17 protein-coding genes are annotated in these 17,704 nt (G+C 62.1%); 9 read left to right on the top strand and 8 right to left on the bottom strand.

Annotated features, from left to right (window positions below; all coding sequences use genetic code 11):
• Positions 1-135 precede the first annotated feature (135 nt).
• The 4 genes from ACXAF5_RS01645 (at position 136) to ACXAF5_RS01630 (ending at position 3,253) form a co-directional block, all read left to right on the top strand.
• The gene (locus ACXAF5_RS01645; RefSeq protein WP_474945296.1) at positions 136-1,089 is read left to right on the top strand and encodes a threonine/serine dehydratase; all 954 of its coding nucleotides are present in this window, start codon (positions 136-138) and stop codon (positions 1,087-1,089) included.
• 48 nt (positions 1,090-1,137) lie between these two features.
• Positions 1,138-1,737: a GntR family transcriptional regulator gene (locus tag ACXAF5_RS01640; RefSeq protein ID WP_474945295.1), complete on the top strand. Its 600-nt coding sequence runs from the start codon at positions 1,138-1,140 to the stop codon at positions 1,735-1,737.
• Between the two features lie 121 nt (positions 1,738-1,858).
• Positions 1,859-2,686, top strand: coding sequence for a 2,3,4,5-tetrahydropyridine-2,6-dicarboxylate N-succinyltransferase (dapD, locus tag ACXAF5_RS01635; protein WP_239322122.1), 828 nt, complete (start codon positions 1,859-1,861; stop codon positions 2,684-2,686).
• Positions 2,687-2,857: 171 nt separating this feature from the next.
• On the top strand, positions 2,858-3,253 hold the full coding sequence (locus ACXAF5_RS01630) for a VOC family protein (RefSeq protein WP_239322123.1): 396 nt from the start codon (positions 2,858-2,860) through the stop codon (positions 3,251-3,253).
• A 77-nt stretch (positions 3,254-3,330) separates the two neighbouring features.
• On the opposite strand, the gene hutU is transcribed toward ACXAF5_RS01630, so the two are convergent.
• From hutU to hutI, 4 genes are read right to left on the bottom strand one after another with little or no spacing between them, the layout of a single operon-like run.
• Positions 3,331-5,013, bottom strand: coding sequence for a urocanate hydratase (hutU, locus tag ACXAF5_RS01625; protein ID WP_474945294.1), 1,683 nt, complete (start codon positions 5,011-5,013; stop codon positions 3,331-3,333).
• On the bottom strand, positions 5,010-5,786 hold the full coding sequence (gene hutG / locus ACXAF5_RS01620) for an N-formylglutamate deformylase (protein ID WP_219174874.1): 777 nt from the start codon (positions 5,784-5,786) through the stop codon (positions 5,010-5,012). The genes hutU and hutG overlap by 4 nt, the downstream gene beginning before the upstream one ends.
• Positions 5,783-7,306 (bottom strand): histidine ammonia-lyase, encoded by a 1,524-nt coding sequence (gene hutH / locus ACXAF5_RS01615; RefSeq protein ID WP_474945293.1) that lies wholly within the window; start codon positions 7,304-7,306, stop codon positions 5,783-5,785. Before hutH ends, hutG begins: the two co-directional genes overlap by 4 nt.
• Positions 7,303-8,520: an imidazolonepropionase gene (gene hutI / locus ACXAF5_RS01610; RefSeq protein WP_474945292.1), complete on the bottom strand. Its 1,218-nt coding sequence runs from the start codon at positions 8,518-8,520 to the stop codon at positions 7,303-7,305. Before hutI ends, hutH begins: the two co-directional genes overlap by 4 nt.
• Positions 8,521-8,596: 76 nt before the next feature.
• On the opposite strand from hutI, the gene ACXAF5_RS01605 reads away from it, so the two are divergent.
• Positions 8,597-9,961, top strand: coding sequence for a formimidoylglutamate deiminase (locus ACXAF5_RS01605; protein WP_474945291.1), 1,365 nt, complete (start codon positions 8,597-8,599; stop codon positions 9,959-9,961).
• On the opposite strand, the gene ACXAF5_RS01600 is transcribed toward ACXAF5_RS01605, so the two are convergent.
• On the bottom strand, positions 9,936-10,466 hold the full coding sequence (locus tag ACXAF5_RS01600) for a HutD/Ves family protein (protein WP_474945290.1): 531 nt from the start codon (positions 10,464-10,466) through the stop codon (positions 9,936-9,938). The two genes, ACXAF5_RS01605 and ACXAF5_RS01600, sit on opposite strands and share 26 nt — an antisense overlap.
• Positions 10,467-10,503: 37 nt before the next feature.
• Between ACXAF5_RS01600 and ACXAF5_RS01595 the strand changes: the two genes are divergently transcribed.
• Positions 10,504-11,247, top strand: a complete 744-nt coding sequence (locus tag ACXAF5_RS01595) for a GntR family transcriptional regulator (protein WP_474945289.1) — start codon at positions 10,504-10,506, stop codon at positions 11,245-11,247.
• Here the strand turns inward: ACXAF5_RS01595 and ACXAF5_RS01590 are convergent.
• On the bottom strand, positions 11,241-12,821 hold the full coding sequence (locus ACXAF5_RS01590) for a choice-of-anchor L domain-containing protein (protein ID WP_474945288.1): 1,581 nt from the start codon (positions 12,819-12,821) through the stop codon (positions 11,241-11,243). The two genes, ACXAF5_RS01595 and ACXAF5_RS01590, sit on opposite strands and share 7 nt — an antisense overlap.
• 164 nt (positions 12,822-12,985) lie before the next feature.
• Here ACXAF5_RS01590 and ACXAF5_RS01585 point away from each other — a divergent pair, with 164 nt between their 5' ends.
• Complete coding sequence (locus ACXAF5_RS01585; RefSeq protein WP_239322132.1) at positions 12,986-13,351, top strand: hypothetical protein; 366 nt, start codon at positions 12,986-12,988, stop codon at positions 13,349-13,351.
• Between the two features lie 42 nt (positions 13,352-13,393).
• Here the strand turns inward: ACXAF5_RS01585 and ACXAF5_RS01580 are convergent, their stop codons facing one another.
• Entirely contained in the window at positions 13,394-14,461 is a 1,068-nt protein-coding gene (locus ACXAF5_RS01580) for a transporter substrate-binding domain-containing protein (protein WP_474945287.1), read from the bottom strand.
• Positions 14,462-14,531: 70 nt separating this feature from the next.
• A complete protein-coding gene (locus ACXAF5_RS01575; protein WP_474945286.1) occupies positions 14,532-15,629 on the bottom strand; it encodes a Hint domain-containing protein in 1,098 nt (365 codons plus the stop codon).
• Between the two features lie 473 nt (positions 15,630-16,102).
• Between ACXAF5_RS01575 and dapE the strand changes: the two genes are divergently transcribed.
• Together dapE and ACXAF5_RS01565 are read left to right on the top strand one after the other, a co-directional pair.
• On the top strand, positions 16,103-17,248 hold the full coding sequence (dapE, locus tag ACXAF5_RS01570) for a succinyl-diaminopimelate desuccinylase (protein ID WP_474945285.1): 1,146 nt from the start codon (positions 16,103-16,105) through the stop codon (positions 17,246-17,248).
• Positions 17,245-17,667 carry a GNAT family N-acetyltransferase gene (locus ACXAF5_RS01565; RefSeq protein ID WP_474945284.1) on the top strand — a complete coding sequence of 141 codons (423 nt, stop codon included), beginning with the start codon at positions 17,245-17,247 and terminating at the stop codon, positions 17,665-17,667. Before dapE ends, ACXAF5_RS01565 begins: the two co-directional genes overlap by 4 nt.
• Positions 17,668-17,704 lie beyond the last annotated feature (37 nt).

The raw sequence follows: 17,704 nt of genomic DNA, 5'->3' as shown, positions 1-17,704 counted from the left end.
GTGATCGCGCCAATCCAGATGATCCCGACAAAACGCCCCCAGCGACGAAGCGGCCATCCCCTCTGCGCATCTGGTTGCGAAATTAAAGGTTCGTGCCTAGGGTTCGGCGCAAATACACTGAGGCGAGGTATGACGATGGACTGGACACCCCTGATTTCCGGCGCGCGCAACAGGATTGCCGCGCATGTGGTGAAAACCCCGACTGTCTCGGTCCAGAGCTTCGGCCTTGCCTTCCCGGTGGAATTGAAACTCGAACATCTGCAACACGCCGGCAGTTTCAAGGCACGCGGCGCTTTCAACACGCTGTTGTCGGAACCGGTACCGGAGGCGGGTCTGGTTGCGGCCTCCGGCGGCAACCATGGTGCGGCGGTGGCCTTTGCCGCGCGCGCTCTTGGTCACACCGCCAAGATCTACGTGCCCGAGATTGCCGGGCAGACCAAGATCGACCTGATCCGCTCTACCGGTGCAGATTTGGAGATTGTCCCGGGAGCCTATGCCAATGCGCTGGAAGCCGCCCAGGATTGGGAGCTGCAGACCGGAGCCATGCAGATCCACGCCTATGATGCCCCTGCAACGGTCGCGGGTCAGGGAACGCTGTTTGCAGAATGGGAAGAGCAGGGGCTCGACGCTGACACTGTTCTGATCGCAGTGGGGGGCGGTGGCCTGATCAGCGGCGCATTGGGCTGGTTCCAGGGCAACCGCAAGGTGGTGGCCGTGGAACCCGCAACCTCCTGCGCGCTGAAGACGGCGCTCACAGCAGGCACCCCCACCAATGTCGAGGTCAGCGGTATCGCTGCCAATGCGCTTGGCGCGCGGCGTATCGGGGACATCTGTTTCGACCTCGCGCAGAACGCGCGCACGCCCAGCGTCATTGTTCCCGATGCCGCGATCGAGGCCGCGCAACATGCGCTCTGGCGGGACCATCGTCTTCTGGTGGAGCCTGCCGGGGCGACCGCGCTCGCGGCCCTGATGTGCGGCGCCTATCTGCCTGCACGGGGCGAAAAGGTTGCTGTCCTGCTGTGTGGAGGCAATATCGACCCCGAGCCCCTGAGCGATCCCGCCACACAGCTTGATGTCTCCTTCACCTGATCATTAGAAAGCCTTGCGGCGCGCCGCGCGGCCCCCTATCGAACGGGCATGAGTGAAACCGCAGTCGACAAGATCTTTCGCGCGCTGATGGAGCGGATCGTCACCGGCGACCTGCCCGCGGGCGAGAAACTGCGGCAGGACCATATCGCGCGGGACTACGAGGTCAGCCATGTTCCCGTGCGCGAGGCGTTTTTGCGGCTCGAAGCAAAAGGCCTGGCGAAATCCATCCCACACAAGGGGATGCGCGTCACCGCGTTGGAACCGACCGAAATCCGCGAGGTGATCGAGATGCGGGTGGCGTTGGAAGTGCTGGCGCTGACCCACGCGATGCCCCGGCACGATGCCGAGAGCATCTTGATCGCCGAAGCAGCCCGCCGGGACTGCGATGCGGCCACCGACATGGTGACTTGGGACCGCTGCAATCGGCGCTTTCACCTTGCGTTGCTGGCGCCCTGCGCGATGCCGCGCCTGCTAGCCTCGATCGAGGATCTGCACATCACCGCCGCCCGCCACATGTTCGCCAATTGGCGAACACGCTGGGCCCCGCGCCCGGATGGAGATCACGCCGCACTCATGACAGCTGTGCAGAAGCAGGATCTGGCGCAGGCCTGCGATCTCTTGCGGCGTCACCTTCGTCGGGTCAGCTAACCCGGCAGGCGTCGCTCCGCCCCCACCTTGAGGCGCGTTCAGGGCATGACGCAGGTGGGTTTTGCGGCTATAAGCGCCCGAATCCAACAGAACATCCAACCAAAACCCGGAGCCGGAACATATGTCCAACGCGCAGCTGGAAACCGCAATCGAGGCCGCCTGGGAGGCCCGCGATACCATCACCCCCGCCACGACAGGCGAAACCCGCGACGCCATCGAGGCGACGCTCGCCGCCCTCGACAGCGGCAAACTGCGCGTGGCGGAAAAGCAGGACAGCGGCGACTGGCACGTGAACCAGTGGGCCAAAAAAGCCGTGCTGCTGGGCTTTCGCCTGAAGGACATGGAAGAGCAATCCGGCGGCCCGCAGGGCTCCGGCTGGTGGGACAAGGTCGACAGCAAGTTCAAGGGCTGGGAGGCGTCTGACTGGCAATCCGCAGGCTTCCGCGCGGTGCCGAACTGCGTCGTCCGCAAATCCGCCTATATCGCCCCCGGCGTGGTGCTGATGCCGTCTTTCGTGAACCTCGGCGCCTATGTCGACGAAGGCACCATGGTGGACACATGGGCCACTGTCGGCTCCTGCGCGCAGATCGGCAAAGGCGTGCATCTCTCCGGTGGTGTCGGCATCGGCGGCGTGCTGGAACCGATGCAGGCGGGCCCGACCATCATCGAGGACAACTGCTTTATCGGCGCGCGCTCCGAAGTGGTCGAAGGCGTGATCGTCCGCGAAGGGTCCGTGCTCGGCATGGGGGTCTTCATCGGCCAGTCGACCAAGATCGTCGACCGTGAAACCGGCGAAGTGATGTACGGCGAAGTGCCGCCCTACTCGGTCGTCGTGGCAGGCTCCATGCCCTCCAAGAACGGCATCAACCTCTACTGTGCGGTGATCGTGAAACGCGTGGACGAAAAGACCCGCTCCAAAACCGGGATCAACGAGCTGCTGCGCGACTGACCCTCTGGCATCTGCGCAAAACACACAGAGATTTGAAACCAGGCAGCGCCGGCTGTCTGGTTTTTTATTACCAAACGAATCGCGTTTGTGGAATATTTGAAAAGTTGCGATAGATTATTGTATGGACGGTCAGAGTCCGCCCGGATGTGAGATGTAGAAGGAGTTGCCCCAATGCCAGCATCCTGGAAACCAGACGGTTACCCTTCTCTGAGCCCCTATCTGGTGTGTCACGATGCCGAGGGGACGATCGCCTTCTTGGAAACGGCCTTCGGCGCGGTTGTCTTGCGCCGGCTAGATCGTGACGACGGCAGCCTGATGCACGCCGAAATTCGCCTCGACGACAGCGTGCTCATGATCGGTGGCTTGCCCGAAGCGAGTGAGAACGAGGCCCATATCCACCTCTATGTGCCCAACGCGCAGGCGACGTTTGATCGCGCTGTTGCCGCCGGGGGAACCGTCGTGCAGGAACCCATTCGAAAACGCCCGAACGACGACATTCGCGGCGGCATCAAGGGCCCGAGCGGCACCACCTGGTGGGTGGCAACGCAGGCAACCAGCCCCGCCTGAGTACCAAGAAAAGGCGTGGTTTCGCGGCAAAGAGAGCCTTGAGTCAAGGCTCTCTCAAGTGGTGTGAGTACCCACGGTCAGCCAAGGATGCCGGGCAGGTTCAGACCATGTTCCCGGGCGCAATCCTGCGCGATGTCGTATCCGGCATCCGCATGACGCATGACACCCGTGGCCGGATCGTTCCACAGAACCCGACCGATGCGACGATCTGCATCCTCGGTTCCGTCACAGCAGATCACCACGCCGGAATGCTGCGAAAAGCCCATGCCGACGCCGCCGCCGTGGTGCAGCGACACCCATGTCGCACCCGATGCGGTGTTCAGCAGTGCATTCAACAGCGGCCAATCCGACACCGCGTCAGAGCCATCCATCATCGCCTCAGTTTCACGGTTCGGCGATGCCACAGAACCAGAGTCGAGGTGGTCGCGGCCAATCACAACCGGTGCGGACAACTCGCCATTGCGCACCATCTCGTTGAACGCGAGGCCAGCCTTGTGGCGGTCGCCCAGACCAATCCAGCAGATCCGCGCGGGCAGGCCCTGAAAGGCGATCCGCTCATCTGCCATGTCGAGCCAGCGATGCAGGTGCTCGTTCTCGGGGAACAGCTCCTTCATCTTGGCGTCGGTCTTCTTGATGTCCTCGGGATCACCCGACAGCGCACACCAGCGGAACGGGCCAATCCCCTGGCAGAACAGCGGACGGATATAGGCGGGCACAAAACCGGGGAAGGCAAAGGCGTTCTCAAAACCCTCTTCCAGCGCCATCTGACGGATATTGTTGCCGTAGTCGACTGTTGGGACGCCCATATCGTGGAACGCCACCATCGCCTCGACTTGCACGCGCATCGAGGCACGCGCGGCTTTCTCCACTGCCTTTTTGTCGGTCTCGCGCTTCTCTTTCCACTGCGCCATGGTCCAGCCCTGCGGCAGGTAGCCATTGACCGGATCATGCGCGGAGGTCTGGTCTGTGACGATATCGGGGCGCATGCCGCCCGCTTTGGCGCGCTCCACCAGTTCGGCAAAGACATCCGCCGCATTGCCCAAGAGGCCCACGGATTTCGCCTCGCCCGCCTTGGTCCAACGGTCGATCATCTCCAGCGCCTCGTCCAGTGTCTCGGCCTTTTCGTCGAGGTATTTGGTCCGCAGGCGGAAATCGATCGAGTCGGGATTGCATTCCACGGCCAGACAGCAGGCACCAGCAAAAACAGCCGCCAGCGGCTGCGCGCCGCCCATGCCGCCGAGACCACCGGTCAGAATCCATTTGCCGGTCAGATCGCCCCCGTAGTGCTGACGACCTGCTTCGGCAAATGTCTCATAGGTGCCCTGCACGATGCCTTGGGTGCCAATGTAGATCCAGGACCCGGCGGTCATCTGGCCGTACATCATCAGGCCTTTTTTATCGAGTTCGTTGAAGTGGTCCCAATTGGCCCAATGCGGCACCAGATTGGAGTTTGCAATCAACACACGGGGCGCGTCCTTGTGGGTCTGGAAAACGCCAACTGGCTTGCCAGATTGCACCATCAAGGTCTGATCTTCATCCAGATTCTTCAGCGTCTCGACGATGAGGTCGAAATCCTTCCAGGTGCGCGCGGCGCGGCCAATGCCGCCGTAGACCACCAATTCATGCGGGTTTTCAGCCACATCGGGGTGCAGGTTGTTCATCAGCATCCGGATTGGTGCCTCGGTCAGCCAGGACTTTGCGGTGATCTCGGTGCCAGTGGCCGGATAGATGTCGCGGGTGTTCTTGCGGGGATCGCTCATGCGGGCCTCCATTCAGTCAGATCGGTGAGAATTTGGGTCAGATGCGTGCGCAGCCGGTCGGCGCGTGCGGGGTCATAGCTCCAGGGCGGGGTCTCGTCGCAATAGGTGGCTTGGGCGAGTTCCATCTGGATCGCGTGCCAGCCCTCGTTGGGACGGCCATAGTGGCGCGTGGTCCACCCCCCCTTGAAACGACCGTTCAGCACAGAAGAGTACCCTTCCGCACGCTGACAGTGATTAAAGACCATCACCTCAAGATCGCGCGCGCAGGTGGTGCCGAGGTTGGTGCCGACGTTGAAATCCGGCAGGCGGCCATCAAACAGGAACGGAATGTCACCCCGGATCGAGTGGCAATCATACAGAATTGCAAAGCCGTGGATGCCTGCAACCCGCTCCATCTCTGCCGTGAGCGCGGCATGATAGGGCGCGTGATAGGTCTCGCGGCGGCGGGCGATTTCCGTCTCATCCGGCTCACGGGTCCAGATCGGGTTGCCATCAAAATCCGTGAGTGGCACCAGCGTGGTGGTGTTCTGGCCGGGATAGAGGCTGACGCCTGCGGGATCACGGTTTACGTCGATCACATAGCGATGAATGGGTGTGCGTACAGTGGTCACGCCCTCCACCAGATCCGCATAAAGGTCGTGAATATGCCAGTCCGTATCGGCAAGACCAAGACCACGTTCGTTCAGATCCTTGGCAACCTCTGCGGGCACCTCGGTCCCCGTATGCGGCAGACCAAGGACCAGCGGCGAGGAACCTTGCGTGACCTCGATCATATCGCGACCTCCACACCCGCGGCCTGAGCCACGCGACCAGCGCGCACCATGGCGCTGGCGGCTTCGATCTCAGGCGCGAGATAGCGATCTTCGCCCAGGCTGGGGATTTCACCGCGCAGCATCGTCAGGAGATCCTGCAACCGGGCGGAGGTTTTGAGCGGCGCGCGCGCCTCCACACCCTGCGCGGCGCAGAGCATTTCCACCCCGAGGATCACCGAGAGGTTCGCTGTCATCTTCGCCAGACGCAGCGCGCCGTGGGCCGCCATCGATACGTGATCTTCTTGGTTGGCAGAGGTCGGCGTGGAATCGGTCACGCAGGGGTTTGCCAGATGTTTGTTCTCGCTCATCAGCGCCGCGGTGGTGACCTCGGCGATCATGAAACCGGAGTTCAGGCCGGGGTTGGGCGTCAGGAAGGGCGGTAAATCGTGGCTCAGGGTCGGGTCGACCATCAAGGCCACCCGGCGCTGCGCAATCGCGCCGATCTCTGCCACGGCGAGCGCGATCTGATCTGCGGCAAAACCCACATATTCGGCGTGGAAGTTGCCGCCCGAAACAATCTGACCAGCCTCGACCAGCACCAGCGGGTTATCGGTCACCGCGTTGGCCTCGATCTCCAGCGTGCGCGCGGCCATGCGCAGCACGTCAAGCGCCGCGCCCACCACCTGCGGCTGGCAGCGGATGCAATAGGGATCTTGGACGCGGGTGTCGCCCTCACGGTGGCTTTCGCGAATTTCCGACCCGTCCATGATGTCACGCATCACCTGCGCCACATCGATCTGCCCCGCATGACCACGCAGAGTGTGGATGTCGGCCACCAGCGGTGCGGTGGAGCCCATGATCGCATCGGTCGTCAGAGACGCAATTGCCATGGATGCCCGCGCCAGATCCAGCGCCTGAAACAGCCCAGCCAGCGCGCAAGCGGTCGAGAACTGCGTTCCGTTGATCAGGCCGAGGCCTTCTTTCGGCCCCAGCACGATGGGGTGCAGCCCCGCGCGCTTCAACGCTTCGGCTCCGGACAGGCGCTCGCCTTCAAACGTCGCCTCACCCTCACCAATCATCGCCGCTGTCATATGCGCCAGCGGAGCAAGGTCGCCCGATGCGCCCACAGATCCTTGCGACGGCACAACCGGGGTCACGCCACGGGCCAGCATCTCCTCGATTTGATTGATCACCAACCAGCGCACACCCGAGGCACCGCGCCCAAGCGACAAGAGCTTCAACACCATCATCAGCCGCACTTTGTCTTCGGCCAATGGCTCACCGACGCCGCAGGAATGGCTGAGGATCAGGTTCCGCTGAAGGGTTGCGGTATCTTCGGATGCGATCTTGGTCGAGGCCAGTTTACCAAATCCGGTGTTGATGCCATAGACAGGCACCTCGCCAGCGGCGGCCTCGGCCACCATCGCGGCTGCCGCCTCGACACCTGAGCGGGCAGAGTCTGCCAGACGTGCGGGGGTGCCATTGCGCCAGATCTGCTCCAACGTGGCGAGGGTTACGGTGCCGGGGATCATCTCGATCATGTGCGAACCTCCAGTTTGCCGCCCATAACGCGGGCATGCAGCGGGTTAAATCCAATGCGATAGGCTAACTCTGCCGGGCGGGCGACGTCCCAGACCACAAGATCTGCGCGCAGACCGGGCGCGATACGTCCCCGATCCGAGAGGCCCAGCGCGCGAGCCGCATGGGTCGTTACCCCGGCCAATGCCTCTTCGGGTGTCAGCCGGAACAGAGTGCAGCCCATGTTGAGCGTCAGGAGCAACGAGGTCAGCGGTGAGGAGCCGGGGTTGCAATCGGTCGCCAAAGCCATGGGCACGCCATGGGCGCGGAAATGCTCCATCGGCGGCAATTGCGTTTCCCGGATCGTGTAGAAAGCACCGGGCAAGAGCACGGCAACAGACCCGGAGGCCGCCATCGCGCGGGCGTCTTCCTCGGTCGCGTATTCCACGTGATCAACAGACAATGCGCCGCGGTCTGCCGCCAGCTTGCTGCCCCCTTGATGGGACAGCTGCTCAGCGTGGAGCTTCACCGGCAGACCCAGCTCGGCTGCAACATCAAAGACACGCGCCATCTGTTCGGCAGAAAAGGCGATGCCCTCGCAAAAGCCATCCACCGCATCCACCAGCCCCTCGGCATATGCAGCGCGCAAGGTCGGCAGGCAGACCGCATCCAGATATTCATCCGCACGGCCTGCATATTCCGCCGGGACCGCATGCGCGCCGAGGAAAGTGGTCTTGACCGTTACATCCCGCAGTTCGCCCAAACGGCGCGCCGCGCGCAGCATGTTGAGCTCGGTGTCGCGATCAAGCCCATAGCCGGATTTCACCTCGACCGAGGTCACGCCCTCAGCAAGCAGCGCATCCAGAAGGGGCAGCGCACCAGCAACAAGTGCGTCCAGATCCGCCGACCGGGTCGCCGTCACCGTGGATACGATTCCGCCACCCGCCTTTGCGACTTCCTCATAGCTCGCCCCATTGAGGCGCATCTCAAACTCGCCCGCGCGGTCACCGCCAAAGACAATATGCGTATGGCAATCGATCAGCCCCGGCGTCACCAACCGTCCGCCCAGATCCTCATGCGGCCAAGTTTTATACTCCGCCGGAAGGGAATCTTCAGGACCGCACCAGACGATTGTAGCGCCGTCGATGGCGACGGCCCCCGCTTCGATCATCCCATATGGCGCGCCCGGCTCCATCGTTGCCAGCTTGGCTCCACTCAACACGTATTTGTCGCGCATCTCGCCCCCTCAGAATCCTCTTGCTCCACAAACGGTATGCGCTTATTCTCATTATGTCTATACATAAGAGGGCCAGATGCAGACAATTTTTGCCGCAACCGCCTGCCTGCCCGAGGGCTGGGTTCAGGATGTCCGCCTGACCGTTGAAGGCGGCAGCATCACACGTATTGAGAGCGCCGCCACCGCCGCACCCGGCGATACGCGCGTCGATGTCTTGCTGCCGGCGCTTGCGAACTTGCATTCTCATAGCTTTCAGCGCGCCATGGCTGGCCGCACGGAGTATCGCGCGGGTGGGCAGGATAGTTTCTGGACATGGCGGGAGCTGATGTATCGCTTCCTCGACCACCTCACGCCTGAACAATACGAGGCCGTGGCGGCGCTGACGTTCATGGAGATGCTGGAGGCTGGCTATGCTTCTGTCGGTGAATTCCACTATGTCCATCATCAGCCCGGCGGTGCGCCCTATGAGAGCCTCACCGAACTCAGCCAGCGGGTGATGGCGGGCGCTCAACAGACCGGCATCGGCCTCACACATCTGCCCGTGCTCTACACCTACGGCGGTGCGGAAAAACAACCACTTGCGGGCGGGCAGCTGCGGTTTGGCAATGATGTTGAGCGTTTCTCGCGTCTTGTCACCGAGGCCCGCGGTGCGGCGCAAGAGCTCGGGGGCGACACGCGCGTCGGTATCGCGCCGCATTCCTTGCGGGCCACCTGCCCCGAGGATCTTGCCGCGGTGTTGCCGGTCGCCGCCGAAAACCCCATCCACATCCACATCGCCGAACAACCGCGTGAGGTGGCCGAGATCAAAGCATGGCTCGGCGCACGTCCAGTGGAATGGCTGCTCGCGAATGCACCAGTAAATGACCAATGGTGCCTGATCCATGCCACGCATATGACGGACGAGGAAACCCGGCGCATGGCAAGATCCGGCGCGGTGGCGGGCCTCTGCCCCGTGACAGAGGCAAACCTCGGCGATGGCCCCTTCAATGGACCGGAGTTTCTGGCGGAGGCCGGGCGCTTTGGCGTTGGCTCGGATTCCAACGTGCGGATTTCATTGGTCGAAGAGTTGCGCACACTTGAATACTCACAACGCCTCCGCGATCTGGCGCGCAACGTGCTGGTTCCCCACGAAGGCTCCGTCGGTGAAACGCTCTATATGGGCGCGGCCAAGGGTGGGGCACAGGCGCTTGGCCGGGACGCCGGACGGCTGGAGGTTGGCGCGCTTGCGGATCTCGTTGCGATTGACCGCAACCATCCCGCCCTGTTTGGCTTGCCAGAGGCGCAAATTCTGGATGGATTGTGTTTTGCGGCTGACGACCAAACTGTCACCGATGTCTGGGCGGCCGGTCGTCACATGGTGCAAGAGGGGCGCCACATCGCCCGTGACGCTATCGTCGAAACCTATCGCACGGCGATCACATCGCTTCTTTCAAAGCTTTGATCTGAACATGCAGCACCGTGCCCTCGACCACACCTTGGGCCGGTGCCTCCAGCTCGCAGCCTTGCGCGGCGACGAAATGATCCCTGCCAAGGTGCAACGCGCCGTCGATCACAAAGACCAGATCACCCGCCTGCCCAGCAAAATCCCCTTGATGCACCTGAGCCTTCACCTGCACGTACCGTGGGTCACAGATCACGTTCACGGCGCGGCACGGGCCATCAATCAACTGCGCCTCCAATGCCAAACCTCCGTCAAACTCCAGCGGTGTCAACGGCTTGGCCTCTAGCTCTGCGTCTGTACTGTACAAACGCAGCCCTTGGCCTGCGATGATGGTATGGACACGCCACAATCCAGAAAACGCAGAAAACGGCCCATTTTGCGCAATCTCCGCAAGGCTCAGACGCCAGATTAGGCCGTCCGCCCCTTCGCGCACCGCAAGCTCTCGCGTGGTGCCGCCACCGTTCTTCCATGGCATCGGTTCGATCTGCGCAGCGTCAAAGCGCATGGGCTCTCCTTTACAAGTGCATTTTAATGCAGACATAATGGCATTTAGCCAGAGTTATTATTCAGCGCGGAGCCCTGAAGTGCAACAACAGAAGAAAACCAGCTTTCAGGATGTGCGTGACGAAGTTATGCGCCGGATTGAGGCAAGGGTCTGGGATCAGGGCGCGCTCCTGCCGACCGAGGCCGATCTGGCAGAAGAGTTTGGCTGCGCCCGCGCCACTGTCAACCGCGCACTGCGCGAACTTGCAGACCGCGGCATTATTGACCGCAAGCGCAAGAGCGGCACGCGGGTTGCAACGCTTCCGGTCAAACAGGCCAAACTGGAAATCGCCACCACCCGCCGGCTCGTGGAAGAGCGCAACGCCACCTATCGCTATGCGCTGGTCTCTCGCACGATACAAACGGCGCCGGGTTGGCTCAGCTCACAAATGGACCTGCCCTTTGACGCCCGCGTTCTGCACATGGACGTGATGCATTACGCCGATGGCCAGCCGTTTCAATTCGAGGATCGCTGGATCAATATTGCCGCTGTCCCGGACAGCGAAACGGCGGATTTTTCGGAAACACCCCCGGGGGAATGGCTGCTGGCGGCGGTGCCGTTCTCCAATGCGGAGGTCAGCTTTTTCGCCAGCGCCGCAGATGCCACCCTCGCAGACTATATGTCCTGTGCGCCCGGCGCGCCCTTGTTCCAGATGGAGCGTGCAACCTGGTTTCAGGCGCAGCCGGTGACCTTCGCCCGGATGAGTTTTCACCCCGGCTACCGCATGCGCAGCCGCTACTGAAGATCGCCCAGAAGCACCTGGGACTCGTAGGATTTCAGCGTCGGGCGCGCCATGTTCTTGTAGCTGCGCCAGCTGTCGCCCATGAGATCAAAGAACTCCGCTCGCGTATCGGCGTCCAGACCTTTCAGGCTGGCTGCCCCGGGATGGTAGCTCTCGCTCTCCAACCCGTTGCCACGAATAATCTCGTGATTCTCGAACAGCAGGTGGAAGTAGGTCACCGCCTGCCCATCCGCGCGCCGGCGGATGGTTGTGTCGTTGATCATGTGATGTGCAGGCACGAGCACCTCGTCCTGACCAAACAGGACCTCGGCCGTGGCCGAACACAGCAGCACCCGGTGACTGGGGGAAAGCTCGATCTCATCGTGCTGCCCCAGCGCATTGGCGGCGATCCGCACCGGCGCATCCTTGCCGGACGCGGTCCGCTCACTGCGCCCGATCCAGCGGATCGGCTGCGCCCCGTGATCGCGCGTCTGCACCATCATACCCACTTCGAGCGCCTCGACGGCGACTGGCCCCTGCGGGGTTTCGATCAGGGTGCCCGCCACAAAGCACGGGGTGGTGGTCAGATTGACAAACGCGACATCGGAGTTCCCGTCATCGTCTTCGACCGTGTAGGTAAAGACCGTTGTCTCGTCATCATCGACGTCATCCTGACCGGTGATGTCAAAGGTGCCATCTTCGTTGAGCGTGACGATCTCGCCATTGGCGAGGGTCACCGAACTGCCGGCGGTCACGGGCTGGTTGTTGATGTGGGTGATGGTAAGCTGGGTGCCGTCGACCTGCTCATCATTGGCCAACACATCCAGCGTCGTGGTGGTGCCTTCCTGCAATGACACATCGTCATCGCCTGCGATCAGCGCGGTCTGGATCGAATCGCCTGCAATCAAGAGGTTGGAGTCATAGCTCGCATCCCCGGTGTCGGCGATCGCGATCTTGATCGAGTTGACCTCACCGGGATTGACGGGGGCCGTCAGCTTCAACGTGACCGTGAAACCGTCCATCTCGGTGTTGTAATTGTCCTCGTCTTCCGGGTTGTCGACATAGAGGTTCTCGTTCGAACCATCGTTGATGTTGTTGATGGTGATGTCCCCATCGCCCACCACAAGCTGCGCCTCGACACCATTGACCCAGACCGAAACGGCATCGTTGAACCCGGAGCCGACATATTCCAGGTATTCCTCCGAAGAGAACACGAACTGCATCGACAGGGTTGAACCTTCGGGAACAAAATCCGCCTCGAACACTGCCGCGTCATAGGTGGTGCCGCCCGCGATCGCGTCCAGATCCGAATCGCCTGCGGTGCCATGCTGGGTTGTTGTGCTTGCAGTTGTGTTGGTGTTGGTCGTGCCCGAATTGTTGGTGAAATCTGTCGCGTTGCCGGTCGACAGGATGACACCGCTGTCCGAAGGCGTCACATCCGGAGCCACCGTATCGCCATCGCTATAGATACCGGAGGCCCCGCCAGCACCGGTGTAGCTGGCCGATTCAATGGAAATTCCATTGCCGAACATTGCCTCGGCCATTTCCTCGGCTGAGGCATTTGTATTTACGGGCAGTTCTTGAGCAGTCGCCATAATATGATCACCAAGATTGGTCGCAACATCGAGGATTATAAACGCGGTTCCCCATACGCGCCCTTTAGATGCGCTTCAAATATGGTCAAACCGGGGCAGGAATTGGGCGCAATTGTATGCAAATTGGTTTGACCTTCCCCGCTTGGCCCAGCTAATGCAAGCCCATGACCCAGAAAAAACCCTCCCGCCAGCAGGTCTACACGCTGCTCGTCCAGATTGGCCGCAAAGACGGCGATGGCCTGCCCGACGGGGCGACCGGCGCGGCGCTCATGGTGTATGCGTCGGGCGTCGACGAGGCAGAAGCCGTGCGCGAAACCGTCGCCATCCTGAAACAGGCGGATACCGCCCCGCTGGATGTGACCGGCTACGGCACGCTCGCCGAGCGTGAAGCCGAGGGCCACGAGATTGCGGACGAAGAACGCGATCTGATGCAGCGCGCGCTGGATGAAAACGCGGTGATCGTCGCGCAGATGACCCCGTTTTTTGGGGACGAACTGCAGCACGACAGCGACACGGACGCCTTGCACTGAAGTTCACGGCGGCCGCGGTGACGGACCAGTACTGCTGAGCGCTCAGGACCGGCTGCCAAACCACTTGCGATAGAGCGTTTCGTAGGTGCCGTCTTCCTGCATGGACAAAAGCGCCCGATTGGCCGCCTCGACCCGGTCAGATCCCTGCGGGAAGATGATACCGTAGTATTCGGTCAGAAACTTGCGCCCCATCACATGCCCGATCCCCGCACCATCGGTCTTTACATAGTGGTTCAGAACGGGCGAATCGAACACGACGATGCGGGTTTCGCCGGCCTCGAAATCCTTTAGCAGCTCGCCCAGACCCGGAAACGCGACATAGTCGATTTCACGCCGGTCCAGAAAGCCCGCAGCGGTCGACCCCTGGATGGTCCCGACCCGTTTGCCGTAGAGATCGTTGACGGAATTGACCGATCCGTTGATCGCTTCGACCGTCATTGCCGCCGTAATCTTGGCCACGAAAACGGAGACCACGAACAGCGAGGACAACACCAGCAGCACGCCAAAGATGCGGCCGAGGAAACTGCGCGGAACCCGTTCTTCAAAGCCGCCATTCACAACCAGGTTGAGCGCCCACCAGAACGACGGGAACCATGCCTCTTTTAGCGGGCGATCAAAGTAGGGCTGCGCGCGGCGTTCGAAGATCCACATCAGCATGCCCCCGACCAACAGGATCACAAAGGCGATGCCGATGGCGGCAAACAGGTCCCAGGACAACAGCGCCGCAATCAGGCTCGGCTCTGATATGTCATCCTCGTGCAGCATGATTTGCAGGCCGCTCTCAAAGATGGGCTGGCTGAAGTCCATGACCGCTTCGCGCCCCGCCGTGATCGAGATATTGGCCGCCGCCATGTCCGCCTCGCCGCGCTCGACCTCTTCGAGCATCTGCACAAAACTGTCGACACGGTTGATTTTGATGTCCCAGGTCAGGCGCCGCGCGACCTCTCGCATCAGGTCCATGGTGAAGCCGACGTCCTGCCCTCCGACCTGCATCGAGAACGGCGGGCGCGTGACTGTGTTGACAACAACCTGCTCCTGCGCACGCAGCGGAAACGCGGGCAGGCTCATCAGAACTGTTATCAGGCAGAACCAAAGGGAACGCAGGGTCATGATCTAGGTCTCGAATCCAATGTCCGACCTGCCTTAGAAGGGCTGCGCCATGATTCTCAAGCCCCAGCGCTCAGGCGGTACGCTGTTCGGCCAGAACTGCGGCATCAAACGCGCGCACCACGGGATATCGCGGGTGGGCATGTTCCGGCAGGCTGTTGCGGTCCAGATCCGCAAGGAGGCTCGCGGCGAGTGCTGGTCGATCACGGCGAATCCGGCCGAGGAACAGGCTTTCGATCCCCAGTCCCGCCGCCATCGGCACCTCGTGCCCCGGCAAGATGACCTGCATATAGGTTGCCAAAACACCGGCGGCGGGCTCGGGATGCGCCGTGCGCGTGCCCGCCAGGGTCTCGGCCGGCGCCAGCACCGCCTCGCAGCCGAACAGGTAGTCCACATCTGACCCCGTCAGCACCATGCGCTGGAACGGTGCGACCACAATGTCTTGCGTCAAACCAAAATAGGGCGACCGCACCCGCACGGGATGAAAGCTGCCCAGCGCAGGCACCTGCCGGCGGATCACATGCAGCACCGGCACCAGCGCACCGCTGGCGCAGCGCAGCAGATCGCCCCGTCGCAGATCCCGGACCGGACGCATCCCGGTGTCTGTCGCCAGCGGCGTCTCCGGCGTCAGGCCCGGCATCGGGCCAACCGGCTCCTGGCAATCTGAAAGCGCGATATAGTCGACATCAGGGGCAATGTAGCACTGTGGCGTGCCGCTCATCAGGGCCCGGAGATCCTCCAGCCGCCACGGGCGCGGGGCGTCGATCGGCATGATGTCAGCCCGCCCACCGTCGAGATGTTCCAGCGCCAGCTGACCGCGAAAGGCTGGCGCATCCCAGCTGTAGGTCAGGCGCACCTGGTCGGTGCGGCCCCGTCTGGTCGGGTTCATGGTTTTGTGCAGCACGGCGCCATATTGCTCCAGCACCAGATTGATGCCGCCGCCAGGCACCGCCGAGACCTGGAAGCGCACCGGCCAATCGCCGCCGCGCTCGAACAGGACCAGCGGTTCGGGTTTGCGCAGTTCCGGCAGGCTGATCTCCAGCACCAGCGCGCCGGTCGCCAGCAGCGCGTTCGGTTCACGCAACAGCAGACAGTACTTCGCACCTTCGGGCGTCAATCCGGCAGGATCAAACACCTGCGCTTGATTGTGCCACAGGCCCAGCCAGCTCATTCATGCCCCCCGGTCGGGGCACCAACATCGTGCCGTCTGTATCCTGCCATCTACACCTCGCAGCGCATCTATGTCGTGCCCCGGGCGGGTGGCGCATGCGTCGGCCTTATTGGTGCCCGGGGCGTCCCTCAGTTTCAGTCCCGATGTTCCCGGTCAGGGACGCCATGCGGCGCAGAAGGATGACACAGCGCGACAATCGGGTTCGGTGAATCAAGTGATCCAACGGTCCGCCTCTGTTCGCTTTGGTAGTCCTGCTCGTCGCACGTCCGGGCGATCTTGTCGCCGTCCCGTTCCATGCCTCGGTCTGTTATTCCCACCACCCTAGCACGCGCCGCGCGCCCTGTCAGGGCACGATTGCCCACGATGCGACTGCCCGAGCATTTCGGCCACAGGTCCCCGCAAGGCGCGATGACAATTGCACCGCCTCCGCAATTCGCGCTAGGTCACTGACGATGATTTCAGGAGGACCCCGCATGACCGCCACCGATCCCGTCCAGTTGACCGCGGACCTCGTTCGCTGCCCTTCGGTCACACCAGAAGAGGGCGGCGCATTGGTGTTGCTGGAACGACTGCTGAGCGATGCGGGCTTTGCCTGCACCCGGGTTGATCGCGGAGGCGTCTGCAACCTCTTTGCCCGCTGGGGCGACAAGGGCCATGCCAAGACCTTCGGCTTTAACGGCCACACCGATGTCGTTCCCGTCGGTGACGAGGCCGCATGGACCCACGACCCCTTTGGCGCCGACGTGGTCGATGGGGTGATGTATGGTCGGGGCACCACCGACATGAAATCCGGCGTTGCGGCCTTTGCCGCCGCCGCCATCGACTTTGTGCGCGAGACACCGCCCGACGGTGCCGTGGTTCTGACCATCACCGGCGATGAGGAAGGCGACGCGGTGGACGGCACCACGGCCCTGCTCGCGTACATGGATCAGGCGGACGAGAAGATGTCCGTCTGCCTCGTGGGTGAACCCACCTGCCCCAATCACATGGGCGAGATGATCAAGATCGGCCGCCGTGGCTCCATGACAGCATGGTTCACGGTAACGGGCGTGCAGGGGCATTCGGCCTATCCGCATCGTGCCAACAATCCCTTGAATGGCCTCTCGCGCCTGATGGATCGCCTCGGCAGCCATCAGCTTGATGACGGATCCGAGCATTTCGACGCCTCCACCCTGGCGATCGTCACCATTGACACCGGCAATCCTGCAACCAATGTGATCCCCGCCCAGGGCCGCGCGGCGGTGAACATCCGCTTCAACGACCTGCATTCCGGCGCCTCGCTCACCAACTGGCTGCAAGAGGAAGCGGACAAGGTGGCCGAAGAGTTCGGTCTCAGGATCGACATGGACGTCAAGATCTCTGGCGAGAGCTTTATCACCCCCCCGGGTGACCTGTCCGATCTGGTGGCCCAGGCTGTACAGACCGAAACCAATCAGGTCCCGGAGCTGTCGACCACCGGCGGCACATCCGACGCGCGTTTCGTCAAGGCGCATTGCCCTGTGGTGGAGTTCGGTCTCGTGGGCAAAACCATGCATCAGGTCGATGAAAATGTTGAGGTCGCCCAGATCCATCAACTGAAGGCCATCTACACCCGCATTTTGACGGATTACTTCGCATGAGCCTGTTGATCGCGGAAACGGAAGATCTCGACACCTGCCTGGAGCTGCGCTTCGAGGTGTTTGTACGAGAGCAGGGCGTTCCCCCGGAGGAAGAGCGCGATACGCTCGATGACTCTGCCACGCATCTTCTGGCGACGCAGGATGGCACACCCGTGGGAACCGCGCGGATTGTGTTTCAGAGCGATATTGCCAAGATCGGGCGGGTCTGTGTGATAAAATCCGCACGCGGTACGGGGCTTGGTGCACGGCTGATCGAGGCTTGCGTCGACGTTGCCAGAGGGCGGCAGGGGATCACCCGGGCCAAGCTCGGTGCGCAGATCCACGCCATTGGTTTTTATGAGAAGCTTGGCTTTGAGGCCTTTGGGCCTGTTTACCTCGATGCGGGTATAGATCATCGGGATATGGTAAAACCGCTATAGGTCACTCAGCAGGCGCCACCTGGTAAAAGGTCGGTCC

Source organism: Epibacterium sp. ABV4_022 (genome assembly GCF_056159345.1).
This window is presented reverse-complemented; position numbering and strand designations above follow the sequence as displayed.

What these genes read in the sequence shown, in the direction of transcription:
- ACXAF5_RS01645 (WP_474945296.1), top strand. Translation starts at nt 136, where the DNA reads ATGGACTGGACACCCCTGATTTCCGGCGCGCGCAACAGGATTGCCGCG.
- ACXAF5_RS01640 (WP_474945295.1), top strand. Translation starts at nt 1,138, where the DNA reads ATGAGTGAAACCGCAGTCGACAAGATCTTTCGCGCGCTGATGGAGCGG.
- dapD (WP_239322122.1), top strand. Translation starts at nt 1,859, where the DNA reads ATGTCCAACGCGCAGCTGGAAACCGCAATCGAGGCCGCCTGGGAGGCC.
- ACXAF5_RS01630 (WP_239322123.1), top strand. Translation starts at nt 2,858, where the DNA reads ATGCCAGCATCCTGGAAACCAGACGGTTACCCTTCTCTGAGCCCCTAT.
- hutU (WP_474945294.1), bottom strand. Translation starts at nt 5,013, where the DNA reads ATGAGCGATCCCCGCAAGAACACCCGCGACATCTATCCGGCCACTGGC.
- hutG (WP_219174874.1), bottom strand. Translation starts at nt 5,786, where the DNA reads ATGATCGAGGTCACGCAAGGTTCCTCGCCGCTGGTCCTTGGTCTGCCG.
- hutH (WP_474945293.1), bottom strand. Translation starts at nt 7,306, where the DNA reads ATGATCGAGATGATCCCCGGCACCGTAACCCTCGCCACGTTGGAGCAG.
- hutI (WP_474945292.1), bottom strand. Translation starts at nt 8,520, where the DNA reads ATGCGCGACAAATACGTGTTGAGTGGAGCCAAGCTGGCAACGATGGAG.
- ACXAF5_RS01605 (WP_474945291.1), top strand. Translation starts at nt 8,597, where the DNA reads ATGCAGACAATTTTTGCCGCAACCGCCTGCCTGCCCGAGGGCTGGGTT.
- ACXAF5_RS01600 (WP_474945290.1), bottom strand. Translation starts at nt 10,466, where the DNA reads ATGCGCTTTGACGCTGCGCAGATCGAACCGATGCCATGGAAGAACGGT.
- ACXAF5_RS01595 (WP_474945289.1), top strand. Translation starts at nt 10,504, where the DNA reads ATGGCATTTAGCCAGAGTTATTATTCAGCGCGGAGCCCTGAAGTGCAA.
- ACXAF5_RS01590 (WP_474945288.1), bottom strand. Translation starts at nt 12,821, where the DNA reads ATGGCGACTGCTCAAGAACTGCCCGTAAATACAAATGCCTCAGCCGAG.
- ACXAF5_RS01585 (WP_239322132.1), top strand. Translation starts at nt 12,986, where the DNA reads ATGACCCAGAAAAAACCCTCCCGCCAGCAGGTCTACACGCTGCTCGTC.
- ACXAF5_RS01580 (WP_474945287.1), bottom strand. Translation starts at nt 14,461, where the DNA reads ATGACCCTGCGTTCCCTTTGGTTCTGCCTGATAACAGTTCTGATGAGC.
- ACXAF5_RS01575 (WP_474945286.1), bottom strand. Translation starts at nt 15,629, where the DNA reads ATGAGCTGGCTGGGCCTGTGGCACAATCAAGCGCAGGTGTTTGATCCT.
- dapE (WP_474945285.1), top strand. Translation starts at nt 16,103, where the DNA reads ATGACCGCCACCGATCCCGTCCAGTTGACCGCGGACCTCGTTCGCTGC.
- ACXAF5_RS01565 (WP_474945284.1), top strand. Translation starts at nt 17,245, where the DNA reads ATGAGCCTGTTGATCGCGGAAACGGAAGATCTCGACACCTGCCTGGAG.